Here is a 13,728-nt window from a genome sequence, read left to right as displayed (position 1 = left end):
GCCGTCCGCCGGCCCCCGGTGGCGTCGATTCGGGCGCGGGACTCGACGGTGGGTGGAGGTTCGCGCCGGGCGGGTGGTGGTGGTGCCGCGCGGGTGGGGCCGCCGTGGGGGAGGAGCGGCGGTTCCCGTTCCTGCGCTCACGAGCCCTGGGCTGCCGCGCCATCTGGGGGCGACGAGGTGTTCGGAGGCTCGCCTACCTGGCGGTGGCCTGGGCGCGGTGCCGCGCCCAGGCACTCATCCCCAGTGGGTCGCGGTGACGTCCGAGGGGGTCAGAGACGGTCGACACGACCCGTCTCGAGGTCGTAGACCCCGGAGACGACCCGCACCCCGGAACCGTCGACGAGGTGGCGGACGATCGCGGAGCGTTCCCGCAGGGTGCGGGCCGCGCTCCGCGCCTGTTCCTCCACGCAGGCCCGCAGGTACTCGGCGTCGCTGCCCACACGTGGGGTGCGCAGCACGCCGGCTTCGATGGAGTGGGCCAGGTAGCTGATGCTGTCGTGGAGTTCGGCTCCGTTGTGCACGAGGTCCACGGCGGCCTGCACGGCTCCGCACCCGGAGTGGCCCAGCACCAGGACGAGGGGGGTGTGGAGGTGCTCGACGGCGTACTCGATGCTGCCGATGACCGCGTCGTCGAGTACCTCGCCTGCGGAGCGCACCGTGAACAGGTCGCCGAGCCCCTGGTCGAAGACGATCTCCGGCGGTACGCGGGAGTCGGCGCAGGCCAGGACGGTGGCGAACGGGTCCTGCCCGTCCGCGAGGTCCTCGCGGCGTTCGACGCTCTGGTGGGGGTGTCGGAGGTCGCCTCGTACGAACCGGTCGTTGCCGGCGCGCAGCGCGGCCCAGGCCTCGTCGGCCGTGCGGGGACGCAGACCGCCGCGCGGGGGGAGGTGGGTGGTGCCACCGGTGGTGTTCGTCGTCGCGCTCGCCGCGGACGCTCCGACGGCGAGGGTGGCGGCGGCTCCTCCACCCAGGCCGAACAGTCTGCGCCGCGACAGCCCTAATCCGCTGTTCGAGTTGTTGCTCACATGCTTACGTTAATTGTTGCGCGAAGGAATGAGTACGCGTTTCCGTCGAGAATTTTCCGGACAATCGACGCCTATGGGATCACCGGATTCCGGTGGTGGTGGAAAAGCGCGGGATCGGTGTTCTGTCCGCTCGGTCCTGTCTGGGAGGCATGGGGTGGTTCACTGGACGAGGTGGTGTTCCGGGTACCCGACGGGCGGGGAGCTGATGTCGTCGAGCGCCGCGCGGATCGCCAGGGGGAGGTGAAGGTGTTCCGTGTTCAACGAGGTGGTGAGCTGGTGCCTCGTGCGGGCACCGACGACGGATGCCGTCACCCCCGGTCGGTCGCGTACCCAGGCGAGGGCCACCTCGAGTGGGCTGACGCCAAGTCCCTCTGCCGCGGTGGCAACCGCCTGCACGATTCGCGCGGTACGGTCGTTCCGGTGGTGTTCGACGTAGTTGGCCATTCTCTCGGAGGCGCCACGAGAATCGGGAGGGGTGGCGTGGCGGTATTTACCGGTCAGCACACCCCGGCCCAGTGGTGCCCACGCGAGCAGGCCCACGCCGTGGTGTTCGGCGGCGGGGACGACCTCCCGTTCGACGCCACGCTCCACGAGCGAGTACTCCACCTGGGCGGAGATGATCGGGGTGCCCCCGAACGGGCGGCGGTGGTGCTGGGTCGTCGCGGCGGTGGCCAGCTGCCACCCCGCGTAGTTCGAGACCCCGGCGTACCGGACGCGTCCGCTGGTGACCGCGTGGTCCACGGCGGCCAGGGTCTCGGTCAGGGGCGTGTGCCCGTCCCACGCGTGGAGCTGCCAGAGGTCCACGTGGTCCACGCCGAGCCTGCGGAGGGAACCGTCGAGCGCCGCCAGCAACGCGCCTCGGGACGCCCCACCCCCGAAGGGGCCGTCCTCGCGCCGGGCGACCGCCTTGGTCGCCAACACCACCTGGTCGCGGGGGACGACCTTGTCGAGCAGTTCTCCCACCGTGGTCTCGGCGGCGCCGCCACCGTAGACGTCGGCGGTGTCGACCAGGGTCCCACCGGCCTCGGTGAAGGCCGCCAACACCTCCGCCGCCGCCTCGGTGCCCGTTTCCTCGCCCCAGCCCATCGTCCCCAGCGCGAGCCGGGAGACGCGCAGTCCACTGTGACCGAGCTGTCGGTGTTCCACGACCGCGCAGCCTAGATGCCTTGAGGCGTTCCCGCTGGACGACCGAGTGCTCCTCAACCGCCTGGCCGCTGACAACCCACGTTACTGGCCGGTAGGGTTCGCCGATGCGACTTGGGTTGAATCTGGGCTACTTCGGCCGCGCCGAGGACGCCGAGCGCCTCGAACTGGCGGTGGCCGCCGAACGGGCCGGCTACTCGATCGTGTGGGCGGCCGAGGCCTACGGGTCCGACGCGCCGACCGTGCTGGCGTGGATCGGGGCGCGCACGCAGCGCATCGAGGTGGGCAGCGCGGTCATGCAGATCCCGGCGAGGACACCGGCCATGACCGCCATGACGGCCGCGACCCTCGACACCCTCACCGGGGGTCGGTTCGCGCTGGGCCTCGGCGTTTCCGGCCCGCAGGTGTCGGAAGGGTGGCACGGCGTGCCCTTCGCCCACCCCCTCGGCCGAACCCGCGAGTACGTCGAGATCGTCCGTGCGGCGTTGCGCAGGGAACGCCTCCGGTACGAGGGGCGGCACTACCAGCTCCCGCTGCCCGAAGGCCCCGGTCAGGCGTTGCGGCTCACGATGGCCCCGCCCCGCCCCGACCTGCCCGTCTACCTCGCCGCGGTCGGCCCCCGGAACCTGGAACTCGCGGGAGAGGTCGCCGACGGTTGGTTGTCCGTGTTCTTCGCACCCGGGCACGCGGACGCCTCGTTGGCCGCTCTGCGGGCCGGCCGCGAACGGGTCGGCCGCGATCTCGACGGTTTCGATGTCGTCGCCTCGGTCCCCCTGGTCGTCGGACCGGACTGGCGGCGGTGCGCCGACGCCGTCCGCCCCCACGCCGCCCTCTACGTCGGGGGCATGGGCAGCAGGAAGCAGAACTTCTACCGGGACATGGCCGCCAGGATGGGATTCGAGCGCGAGGCCGAGGAGGTGCAGCGCCGCTACCTCGACCGCGACCACGCCGGGGCGATGGCGGCCCTGCCCCTGGAGTTCCTCGACGCCGTCTCGCTGCTGGGCCCCAAGGAACGGATCACCGAACGGATGACTGTTCTCGCTGGCGCCGGCGTCACGACACTCGCGGTCAACCCGCTTGTCCCCGACGTCACGCAGGCTGCGGATACGCTGCGGATCGCGGCTGAGGCATGGGATGCGTCAGGAGTCGGTTAGGTGACATGGGTCGAGGTCCTCGTCCTGGGGATCGTGCAGGGGCTGACCGAGTTCCTGCCGATCTCCTCGTCCGGACATCTGCGGATCGTCTCCGAGTTGTTCTTCGACGCCGACGCGGGGGCCTCGTTCACCGCCGTCACCCAGCTCGGGACCGAGGCGGCGGTGTTGGTCTACTTCGCCGGGGACATCGGCCGCCTGGTCACGACCTGGTTCCGGGGGTTCCGCGACACCGAGGTGCGCCGAACCGCCGACTACCGGCTGGCCTGGTACGTCATCATCGGCTCGATCCCCATCGGGGTCCTGGGCCTCCTGTTCGCCGACCAGATCCGCACCACGGCCCGCAACCTCTGGCTGATCGCGACGATGCTGGTGGTGTTCGGGATCCTGCTCGGCCTGGCGGAGCGGATCGGGCGGCAACGGCGGTCGATGGACCAGCTCACCGGCCGCGACGCGGTGGCGATGGGATTCGCCCAGTCCCTCGCCCTGATCCCCGGCGTGTCCCGGTCAGGCGGAACGATCACCGCGGGGCTCTTCCTGGGCCTGGACCGTCCCACCGCCGTGCGGTTCTCGTTCCTGCTCGCGATCCCCGCCGTGGTGGCCTCCGGGTTGTCGGAACTCCCCGAGGTGTTCGAGGAAGGGGGGCCAGGGCTCCAACCCACCGGCATCCAGATGGTGGTGGCCACCGTGATCGCCGGTGTCGTCGGCTACGCGTGCATCGCCTGGCTGCTTCGCTTCGTGGAGCGCCACAGCGTGTACCTGTTCGTGTGGTACCGGATCGCGTTGGGCTGCCTGGTCCTCGGCCTGCTCGCGACCGGCGTGATCGACGCGACCTGACGGTGCCCCGCCCGGTGGCGGGGACGGCGGTGGGTGTGTCGGTCGCCGCCGGGAGCCGAGCGCGGACGCTGGCCCCCGGCGACCGGGATGACCTCGGGATGTCGGTCAGGACGAGGGCTCCGTCGACTCCTCCAGCTTGCTGACCTGGAGCGTCACCGTGTCCTCCGCGGTGATCTCGGTTCCGGCCTCCGGATCGGTCTCGTCGACCACCCAGTTCCCGGGCGCGACGATGATGTCGTCCTCGGGGTCCACCGACCGGTACTCGAACTCGGTGATGCCGGCCTCGTCCAACGCGTCCTCGGCGTCCCGGCCGTCCAGACCGATCACGTCGGGCACCGTCACCGGCTCCCCCTCCTCGGCCGGGTCCGAGGTGGGCGCTTCCTCCACCGTCTGGTCCGCCGGTGGTGGGGCCGCCGGATCCGGGGACGTCTCCTCGCCGTTGGAACATCCCACCAACGCCAGCGATAACGCGGCGGCCAGGGAACCGGCGGTGAGGGCACGTCGGGCCATGATGTCCTCCTCATCTCGCGGCCGGTCGTGATCGTCACCGGCCTCTCGACGGCCAACTACCCCGCGATCCCGGCTTTCACACCGGCGATCTCGCCGAGGGTGCCGGTCTCCTCCGGACGGCCCAGCGTGGGTGCCGTGAAGTGCTGGGGACACGTGCCCTGCCGCATCCCTCCCGGGCCGGGACGGAGCGGCACCCGGGGCCGGCCGTGACCCGCTGGCCGGGTCCGGTGCCCACGGATGGTCATGCGAGGGCACCGACCAGCGGTTAGCGTCCGGGTGCCACCCGCTGCCCCGCTGCCCCGGGGCCCGGGTGAGGGCCGTGGGAGGGAGGGACATGGGGACATCGGAACCGCACCCCCCGGGAGCCCGTCCGGCGACGCCCCCGGGCGGCGCGGCGGCCGAACTCCGGGACGCCCTCACCCCGAGGGCCGTGCTGCTGGTGTTGGCGGTTCTCGCGCTGCACCTGGCGTTCGTGCTCTCCTACGCCGGAGCCTTCCACGCCCCGACCCCGCAGCGGGTCCCGGTGGCCGTGGTCGCGCCCCCCGGCCAGGCAGACCAGCTCGCCGAACAGCTCGACGACCTGCCTGGTCAGCCGCTGCGCGCCCACGTCGTCGACGATGAGGCGGCCGCCGTTGCACGGCTCGAGCGACGCGAGGTCGACGCTGCCATCGTCGCGAACCCGGACTCCGACACCGACACCGTGCTGGTGGCCTCCGCGGCCGGAGCCTCCGTCGGGGAGGCCGTGCGCGGGGTGCTCACCCCCGTCCAGCAGGAGCGGGGCCGGCAGCTCCAGACCCGGGACGTGGTGCCCGCCGCCAGTGGCGACGCCCGGGGCCTCACCCCGTTCTACCTGGTCATCGGTTGGATGCTCGGCGGGTACCTCGCCTCGGCCATCATGGGGCTCGCCGGTGGTGAGCACCGGGCACGGCCCGCCAGGGTCGGAGTCCGGCTCGCCGTCCTCGCCGGGTACGCGGTGCTCTCCGGTCTCGGGGGAGCGCTCATCGTCGGCCCCGTGCTCGATGCCCTCCCCTCGGGGAACGTCCTGGTGCTGTGGTGGGTCGGCGCGCTCGTCGCGTTCGCGTCCGGCGCGACGACGATGGCCCTCCAGGTGCTGTTCGGCGTCGTGGGCGTGGGGGTGGCGATCCTGGCGTTCGTCGTGTTGGGCAACCCGAGCGCGGGCGGGGCCTACGACGCCTCGCTGCTCCCGCCCTTCTGGCGGGCCGTCGGTCCCTGGCTCCCGCCGGGTGCGGGCACCACCCTGGTCCGCGACACCGCCTACTTCGGCGACGCCCCGATCGCCGGACCGGTGGGGGTGCTGTCCGGGTACGCGGTGTTGGGTGTCGCGGTCGCCCTGATCGCGGCGGCCCTGCTGTCCCGGCGCCCCCGGAGGACGGGGACAACGCCGGCGGGGATCGGCGCCACCGGGAACCCCCGGTGACCGGAGGTGCTCCGGCCACCGGGGCGCGCCTCACTTCCGGTGTGAGCCGGGTACGAGCCGCAACGTCACACCGAACCGGTTCCACGCGTTAATCGTGGCGATCGCGGTGACCAACGCGGTCAGCTGCTCCTCGTCGTAGTACCGAGCCGCGTCCGCCCACACCTCGTCGGACACCCCGTCCGAGTCCAGGCGGGTGGCCTGCTCGGTCAGGGCGAGCGCGGCCCGCTCCTCGGGGGTGAAGAACGGGGCCTCCCGCCAGGTGACCACCGAGAAGAGCCGCTCGTCGGTCTCCCCGCCGGCCTTCGCGTCGTGGCTGTGCATGTCCACGCAGAACCCGCAGCCGTTGAGCTGGCTGGCGCGCAGCTTGACCAGCTCACGGGTGGTCCGGGGCAGGGGACTGGACTCCAGGTAGCGCTCCAGCCCCAGCATCGCCCGGTAGGCGGGGGACGTGGGGTCGATCGTCATCCGGGGTGTCATCTCACTCCTCCTCGCTCTCCGTTCGTCGAACGGAGTCGTGCCGCCGCTCCCCGCGCCCCGTGGGCAGCGGGAAGCGTCACCGTCACCTCCTGGACGGGACAGCGAGGCGTGCCGTGACAGCGACCGACACCCCGACCGATGTGATGCGGGACACGACCTCCTGGTGGGGAGGAGGACCGCCGAACGGCCGAGGGAGCAGCGGCGTGCGGAGCAGGGGGTTCTCGCTGGGCGGCCGGCGCCCGTGGTCCCGGTTAGGCTCGACGGACGTGGCCACCCTCATCCTGCTCCGCCATGCCCGATCCGTCGCCAACAGCCAGGGCCTGCTCGCCGGGAGAGCCCCGGGAATCGGGTTGGACCCGGACGGCGCGGCCCAGGCCGCGGCGCTCCCCGGTCGGCTCAGCGACGTTCCCCTCGCCGCCGTGCACACCTCACCGCTGCAACGCTGCCTCGAGACGCTGCGCCCCCTGGAACAGGCCCGCGGCCTCGAGCCCGCCGTGCACGACGGGCTGCTGGAGGTCGACTACGGGGACTGGACCCTCGCCGAACTGGGCGCGTTGAGCACGGAGCCGTTGTGGCGGGTCGTCCAACACCACCCTTCCGCGGCGGTGTTCCCCGGCGGGGAGGGCCTCGCCGACGTCCACGCCAGGGCCGTCGCCACCGTGCGCCAGCTCGACCGGCAGATCACCGCCGAACACGGCCCGGACGCCGTGTGGCTGGCCTGCACGCACGGCGACGTCATCAAGTCGGTCCTGGCCGACGCCCTCGGCATCCACCTGGACTCCTTCCAACGGATCGTCGTCGAGCCGTGTTCGGTCAGCGTCGTCCGTTACACCGAACTCAGACCGTTCGTCCTGCGTGTCAACGACCAGGGCGACGCGTTGGGCGGGCTGGCGCCGAAGCCCCAGGCCGAGCCGGGGACCAGCTCGGACGCCGTGGTGGGAGGAGCGACCGGGGGCTGACCGACGGGCGGGGCCGGCGCACCCACGGCCCCGCCGTCGCCTCACCAGGAGCCGCCGCCGCCCCCACCGCCACCTCGACCGCCGATGCTCCCACCCCGGAACCCGCTGCGGCCGCCGCCGAACCCACCGGTGTTGCCCTTCGACCGGGGAACCGTGGGCAGGGTGGTCCGCATCGACCGGTGGAAGTTCTGGTACGCCGGGAAGAAGCCGGCTCGCCCGGGACGCCCCCGGTACCAGCCGTCCGGCTCCGCGGCACCCACGGCCGCGAACTTCTTCGTCCACACCTCGGCCAACCCGAACACCTGGGCGTAGGGCAGGTAGCGGTTGAAGATGGTCTGCCGCTCCTCCTCGCTGATCTGGTCCGCCTCGGCCACCTCCAGGTACCGCCGGAAGTCCCGCGTCTGCGCCAGCGCCGTCGAGCCGAGGGCCGTGCGCGCCGGCATCCGACCGGCGAGCGCCGTCATCGCCAGCCCCGCCAGGATGATCGGGAGGCCCACCAGACCCAGGTCGACGGGCACCAACAGGAACCAGGTCACCAGCGCGGCACCCCCAGCGACCGCGAGCCCACCCATCCGGTAGCCGTCCCGGACCCGGTCGGGGCGGTGCTTGTACCAACCGCGCCGGGTCGTCTGGTCCAGGATCCGCTGCCTGGCCGAACTCTGCGTCTGGTGGAACTTGCCGGAGAGGGACTTCATCGTGCGCTGGCCGTCGCGCGCCCCGGAGAACAGACCGTTGAGGATCAGGCCCTCGAAGTCGGTGAGATCGGCATCGGCTCTCCGCAGCCGTACCAGGACGTGGTCCGAGCCCTTCTCCTCCACCCGCAGGTACCCGCGCACCGCCAGGTCGGTGACCGTGGCCGTCACCTCGGCGGTGTCGGCGTTCTCCTTCAGGATCGCCCCGCACAGCGCGGGCGGGATGTCGTCTGGTGGGGTGAAGCGGACCGCGACCTCGTCGCGCTGTCCGAGGCCCCGGACGGCTTCCTGGGCCTGCTGTCCCTCGGCCGGCGCCAAGCCGGGGGTCTGCCCCACGAAGTAGGAGTCCCGACCGCGCCGCAGGGTCCTGGCCAACAGCGCGCCGGCGCCACCGAGCATGACCGCCGCTCCGCCGAACACCCAGCCCGCACCGATCCCGGCGCCCTCACCGGGCCGGGTCAGGTTGGACATCACCAGGGCGGCGGGCGTCTGCCGGGTCCGCTCCATCGCCGGCGGCACCGTCACCGTGTCCGGGAGCGCCACCACGACCGTGACCGCGTTGCGTGGTCCGAGCGGACCCGCCTGGAAGCGCGCGGTGTCCCCGTCGGAGGTGGCGACCGGGCAGTCCACGTCGGGCTGGGCGGGGTCGCCGGCAGCGCAGCGCACCCTGCTGATCGGCCCAGGGGCGGTGACCGCGACCGACACCGACTCCACCGGCACCTCCCACTGGTCACCGAAGGCGTTCCAGAACAGCTCCGGTTCCCCCTCGGGAGCGTTCAGCAGGCCCCGCATCTCGTAGGAGATCTCGTAGGTGTGGGTCCCGGTGACCTGGGAATTCGGGTCGCCGAGCCGGATGACGTCGGCGGACCCGTCGTTGTCGGCGCCCTCCGGGTTGATGGCCGTCTCCACGGGAGCGCCGTCCATCGTCGCGCTGACGTCCACGACCTCGATGTAGCGCTCCTTGACGTCGTCGACGCTCCCGTCGGCGCGTTCGATCGGATAGGACACGGGGATGTGGCGGAAGATCCCGCGCCGGCTGTACATGCCGAAGCTGTACTCGATCGTCTCCACGACCCGCACGGCGCCGTCCTCGGTGACCTCCGCGTCGATGGCCAGGTCCACGATCCGTTCCCGAAGGTCGCCATCCGTCGTCGACGACGCCACGGCCGCCTGCGGAACGACCAACAGCAGGAAGCCGAGGACCGCGAGAAGAGAGGAGAACCTGCGCAGCATGGCCCCAGTATGGCCGGCGGTCACCCTCCGGATACCCCAGGCGGGAAAACTCGGGTAGACGGTCGACGCACCGCTGGTCGACCGTGACGTACCGTGTGCGATCTCGGGCGCGGTGGCACGCGGCTGGGCGGACCGTTGCCGCCCGCCCCGGACGCCGCGCCGAGCCTGGTGCGAGGGCCCGTGGTGCCCTCGGGGCGGTCGCGGAGAGCGAATTCCGGCCGGCGTGACCGGCACGACCCCCCGGTGTGGGTGTCGGATTCGACGACGCGGCGTCACCGACGCGCGGGGGAGGCGCCCGTCCGCACCGACCGTCCCCCGGCCGGGGTCCGACGCGCCCCGCACGGCGAAGGGGGAGGTCAGGCGAGGCGGCCGGCGACGGGTTCCTCGGCACCCCCTTTCCCGGGGCGATCACCACAGATCACGTCCGTGCCTGGACGATCACATCCCGCCTTTTCACCCTATTGACGAGTATTTCCCGCCGTTCTTTCTTGGATCTTCTTCGCTCACTACCGTGGAAATCGTTCGCGCTACTCCCAGCGGACAACGACGATGTGTGGAACAGCGGAATTCCGCGAACATCATTTCTTCGAGAGGTTGAGGAGCGACGATGAGAACCGAGCGAGCGACACGGAACCTGGAAATCGCCCCGCCGACCGAGCTGGAGCTCGTCGCGGACCTCGAGGAGGTCCAGGAGAAGCGGGAGGGCACTCCGCCCCTCTACCGGGAACCCTCCGACCTGTTGTTGGCGGTCGTGCTCTCCACGGGAGAACCGCCCGAGCCGAAGCGGCCCCGCCGCTAGCAGCCAACCGGTCCGGCGAGGGAAGGGAGCTCGAGGTGTCGCGCCTTGACGCGGATCCACCGCCCAGGCTCAGCTACACGACGGCGGTGGACGCCCTCGCCGCCAGTGTCGTCCGCGCCTTCCGGGGCGCGGACGACACGTACCGGGTCAGCGACCACGTCGGCCTGCTCCCCGACCGCAGGGCGGAACTGGCGGCACTGCGGGTCCTGGGGGTCGACGCGCTCGCCCCGTACCTGGTCCGCGGCCGTCCGGTCCTCGCCGATGACCTGGCCGTCTTCGACGAGGTGACCACCGTCTTCCCCTCCGACAGCACCCGGGTCACCACGTCGGTGGTCCGCCGGCTCCGCCACTGGTTCCTGGAGGAGGTCCTCACCGACCTCACCGGAGCGGGGAAGGGCTCCGCCTACCCGAGGTCGGCCGACCAACTCGCCCCCAACGAGGGCACCCCGTGGCAGCCGTGGTCGGTCTTCATGGCCCAGGTCTCCACGATGGCCCTGCCCGGCTGGGTGACGCCGGTGCACCTGGCCGCCAGTCGGCGTACCGAGGACCTGGCCAGGGGAGCCGCGCGGGCACTGCTGCGGGGAGACCCCTACACCGCTGCCCGGCTCGGCCGGTGGCTCGCGCTCCAACCCGACGTGCCACCCGAACTCGGGCTCACCGGACTGCTGGAACACGTGGACCTGCTCGGGTCCCGCGACCCACGCACCCAACTCGAGGTCGCCGTCGCCCAACACCTGCTGGAGGTCGGACGCTCATGAGGGACGCACTGCTCTCCATCGGCCACCACGTCGGTACGAGCGCCCTGGAGTGGTTGGACGGTGCCGCCCACCTGTTCGCCTTCCCTCCCGACGTCCCCGTCCTCGAGGTCAACACCAACCGCCACGTGAAACCGCTCGCCGAATTCGCGTTGGCCGGCTCCATCGCAGTTCGGGAAGGGGCCATCGGAAGCCGGCAGGCCCAGATCTCACCGGTGCTGATGGACTACGCCTGGAACGCACTCGGGAACGGGTCGTTCCTGCACGAACTGCAACTGGCGATGCCGGTCGAGACCTACCCGATGGAGATCTACGCGATGTTCACCCGGGCCGGTTACCGCCACCCGGAACTCGAGGAACTGCTCGCCCACCTGGGGCGGCTGCGGGCCGCGCACGCACGGGAACTGCTCCCCAACCGCCAGCTGGCACTGACCAACTCGGCCAGGCTCATCGGACTGGAAGCACACGCCGACGAAGCCGAGCTGGTCGGCCGCACCTGGCTGGGCAACGCGTCGGAACCCTGGGCCCTGGACTTCGCCACCGCCTACGCGATGACCCACACCGTCTTCCACCTCAGCGACTGGGCCGGCCAACCCGGACGGCTCCCCCCGGCGATGGTCGACTACCTGGGCCGGTGGCTCCCGGTGTGGCTGGACGTCTACCGCGAGGCCCAGCAGTGGGACCTGGTCGGCGAACTCCTCATGGTCGACCTCTGCCTGCCCCACCCCGAGTTCCCGGCCGACACGTGGATCGCCTACGCGACGGCGCAGAACGAGGACGGGCTGATGCCCTTCGGCAGTGAGGCACCACCGGAGGGCACCGAGGACGCGTTCCGCAACTACTACCACCCCACGGTCGTCGCCGCCGTCGCCGGCACCCTGCTCGTGTCCCGGGGGATCTCGACCCTGACCGGCGCCACCGACTCCCGCGAAACCGTCGGCGGATGACCTCCTCCCAACCCACCGGGCGGTCCACCGGACCAGTCGGGTCCCCTGCCGGCCCGAGCGACCCGGCCTCCCCACCTCCCGCGAGACCAGGCCCGACCCAGCCGCCCGACCCGAACCAGGCGACGCGCGCGGCACCGTGGCTGGACGCCGACACGCTCCGGCGCGCCCTGCGGCACGCGGCCCGGGACGCCCGCGCACCAGGTGCCGTGGTGGGCCTGGTGACGGCCACCGGCGGCCTGGCCATCGGCGTCGGCACCCCGGACCGTTCCTCGGACGAGGCCGTCACCGCCGACACCCACTTCGAGTGGGGGTCGATCACCAAGACGGTCACCGCGCTGACCCTGGCACGGCTGGTGGCCGAGGGCGTCGTCCACTACGACGACCCGGTGACCAGGTACCTGCCCGACCGGGCTCGACCCACCGGTCGGCACCCGGTACCGACGCTGCACCAGCTGGCCACGCACACCGCGGGGCTGCCCCGGCTTCCCCGGAACCTCGCCGGCTCGCTGCTGCGCGGCGGCCCGCGCAACCCCTACGCCCACTACGACGCCGAAGCGCTCTACCGAGCGGTGCGCGCCACCACTCCGCGCGACCCGCCCGGCACCAGGGTGCGCTACTCCAACCTGGGATACGGGCTGCTCGGACACGCCCTGGGACGTGCCACCGGCGGCGACTACGAGACCGCCGTCGATCTGTGCGTCGGTCGGCCGCTGGGGTTCACCCCGGCCGCCGGACCCCCCGCCGGGGCCCGTCGCGCCACCGGGCACCACGGGCGCCGCCGCACCCCACCGTGGCGCATGACGGCGCTCGCCGGGGCCGGGGTGCTCGCGGGTAGCGTGACCGAACTCGCCCGCTACGTGCGCGCGCACCTCCGCCCCGACGAGACCGTCCCCCCTGGGCATCCCGCGCTGTCCCGCGCGCTGCGGGACGTGCAACGCCCCCGCGCCGATCTGGACGCCCCCCAGCAGACCTGCCTCGCCTGGCACCGCCGAACCACGCCCGACGGCGTGCCCGTGCTGCTGCACAGCGGTGTGACCTGGGGGTTCACCAGCTTCGTGTCCTTCGCTCCAGCCGCCGGCCTGGGAGTGGTCGCCGTAGCCAACACCGGAGCGGTGCTCAGGGCGCCGGTGACCCGGGCCGCGTACCACCTGCTGCGGGGCCTGGTCGACGACTGGGTGGCGGCGGGACGTCCCTGACCACGTCGCGGCGGTACGAGGGGCACACCCGGCCCAGGAGGGGCGACGATCGTCCGAGGCCGACGGGGTCCGGGAGCACCGCAGCCCCCAGCAGCGACGCCGCTCCCACCGGGCAAGCGCCGCCCGTCCGGGCGCGCCCGGGTTCACCCCGCCCACGTCCCCGCGATCGGAACCCAGCGCTGCGGGGTGGCACCCGCCCGGAGCGCTGCCGGATCACCGGATCGGCCGAACCCACGGAGGACCGGCCTCCCGCCGACCCGGCACGACACCCCCGGGGTGGGGGAGGGGATCCGCGCCGGACACCCAGTCGAGGGGAGCACGTCCCACCGAAGTCCTCGTCCGAGGCCCGGCGTGCGGGAGCGGCCGCACCCTGCGCGGCGGACGGGAGAACGTGCCGGGGCGCGGTCACCACGCGCACGGCGTTGATGCCGCCCCCGGCATCTGTGCTATCGGCCACACCACCCGACGCATTACGGATCGTCTCGCCGCGAGCCTCGCCCGGCGCGGGGCACGCCCTCCGCCGGACTGATCGGGGCGACGCCCCCGACACCGCCAGCGGAGCACCG

The 13,728-nt window shown here is 72.5% G+C and carries 13 protein-coding genes; 8 read left to right on the top strand and 5 right to left on the bottom strand.

What is annotated here, in order from left to right; all coding sequences use genetic code 11:
• Positions 1-269: 269 nt before the first annotated feature.
• Both C1701_RS25025 and C1701_RS25020 read right to left on the bottom strand, forming a co-directional pair.
• Positions 270-1,025 (bottom strand): carbonic anhydrase, encoded by a 756-nt coding sequence (locus C1701_RS25025; protein ID WP_337661943.1) that lies wholly within the window; start codon positions 1,023-1,025, stop codon positions 270-272.
• Between the two features lie 159 nt (positions 1,026-1,184).
• On the bottom strand, positions 1,185-2,171 hold the full coding sequence (locus C1701_RS25020) for an aldo/keto reductase (RefSeq protein WP_103056736.1): 987 nt from the start codon (positions 2,169-2,171) through the stop codon (positions 1,185-1,187).
• Positions 2,172-2,275: 104 nt separating this feature from the next.
• Here C1701_RS25020 and C1701_RS25015 point away from each other — a divergent pair, with 104 nt between their 5' ends.
• A complete protein-coding gene (locus tag C1701_RS25015; RefSeq protein ID WP_026417979.1) occupies positions 2,276-3,322 on the top strand; it encodes an LLM class F420-dependent oxidoreductase in 1,047 nt (348 codons plus the stop codon).
• A complete protein-coding gene (locus C1701_RS25010) occupies positions 3,323-4,156 on the top strand; it encodes an undecaprenyl-diphosphate phosphatase (protein WP_026417980.1) in 834 nt (277 codons plus the stop codon).
• A 105-nt stretch (positions 4,157-4,261) separates the two neighbouring features.
• On the opposite strand, the gene C1701_RS27870 is transcribed toward C1701_RS25010, so the two are convergent.
• Entirely contained in the window at positions 4,262-4,666 is a 405-nt protein-coding gene (locus C1701_RS27870; protein ID WP_026417981.1) for a PASTA domain-containing protein, read from the bottom strand.
• Positions 4,667-5,000: 334 nt separating this feature from the next.
• Here C1701_RS27870 and C1701_RS25000 point away from each other — a divergent pair, with 334 nt between their 5' ends.
• Positions 5,001-6,104, top strand: a complete 1,104-nt coding sequence (locus tag C1701_RS25000) for a membrane protein (RefSeq protein ID WP_026417982.1) — start codon at positions 5,001-5,003, stop codon at positions 6,102-6,104.
• Positions 6,105-6,134: 30 nt separating this feature from the next.
• Here the strand turns inward: C1701_RS25000 and C1701_RS24995 are convergent, their stop codons facing one another.
• Positions 6,135-6,581: a carboxymuconolactone decarboxylase family protein gene (locus tag C1701_RS24995; protein ID WP_026417983.1), complete on the bottom strand. Its 447-nt coding sequence runs from the start codon at positions 6,579-6,581 to the stop codon at positions 6,135-6,137.
• 266 nt (positions 6,582-6,847) lie between these two features.
• Here C1701_RS24995 and C1701_RS24990 point away from each other — a divergent pair, with 266 nt between their 5' ends.
• On the top strand, positions 6,848-7,540 hold the full coding sequence (locus C1701_RS24990) for a histidine phosphatase family protein (protein WP_026417984.1): 693 nt from the start codon (positions 6,848-6,850) through the stop codon (positions 7,538-7,540).
• Positions 7,541-7,581: 41 nt separating this feature from the next.
• Here the strand turns inward: C1701_RS24990 and C1701_RS24985 are convergent, their stop codons facing one another.
• Complete coding sequence (locus C1701_RS24985) at positions 7,582-9,465, bottom strand: DUF2207 domain-containing protein (RefSeq protein ID WP_026417985.1); 1,884 nt, start codon at positions 9,463-9,465, stop codon at positions 7,582-7,584.
• Between the two features lie 607 nt (positions 9,466-10,072).
• Here C1701_RS24985 and C1701_RS24980 point away from each other — a divergent pair.
• The 4 genes from C1701_RS24980 to C1701_RS24965 are packed head-to-tail and all read left to right on the top strand — an operon-like array spanning position 10,073 to position 13,162.
• Positions 10,073-10,264, top strand: coding sequence for a hypothetical protein (locus C1701_RS24980; RefSeq protein ID WP_026417986.1), 192 nt, complete (start codon positions 10,073-10,075; stop codon positions 10,262-10,264).
• Positions 10,265-10,299: 35 nt separating this feature from the next.
• Complete coding sequence (locus tag C1701_RS24975; RefSeq protein ID WP_155886057.1) at positions 10,300-11,022, top strand: hypothetical protein; 723 nt, start codon at positions 10,300-10,302, stop codon at positions 11,020-11,022.
• A complete protein-coding gene (locus tag C1701_RS24970; RefSeq protein ID WP_030104966.1) occupies positions 11,019-11,966 on the top strand; it encodes a DUF6895 family protein in 948 nt (315 codons plus the stop codon). Before C1701_RS24975 ends, C1701_RS24970 begins: the two co-directional genes overlap by 4 nt.
• Positions 11,963-13,162 carry a serine hydrolase domain-containing protein gene (locus tag C1701_RS24965; protein WP_081715299.1) on the top strand — a complete coding sequence of 400 codons (1,200 nt, stop codon included), beginning with the start codon at positions 11,963-11,965 and terminating at the stop codon, positions 13,160-13,162. The genes C1701_RS24970 and C1701_RS24965 overlap by 4 nt, the downstream gene beginning before the upstream one ends.
• Positions 13,163-13,728: the final 566 nt, after the last annotated feature.

This window comes from Actinoalloteichus sp. AHMU CJ021, assembly GCF_002895405.1.
GTDB lineage: Bacteria > Actinomycetota > Actinomycetes > Mycobacteriales > Pseudonocardiaceae > Actinoalloteichus_B > Actinoalloteichus_B caeruleus.
This window is presented reverse-complemented; position numbering and strand designations above follow the sequence as displayed.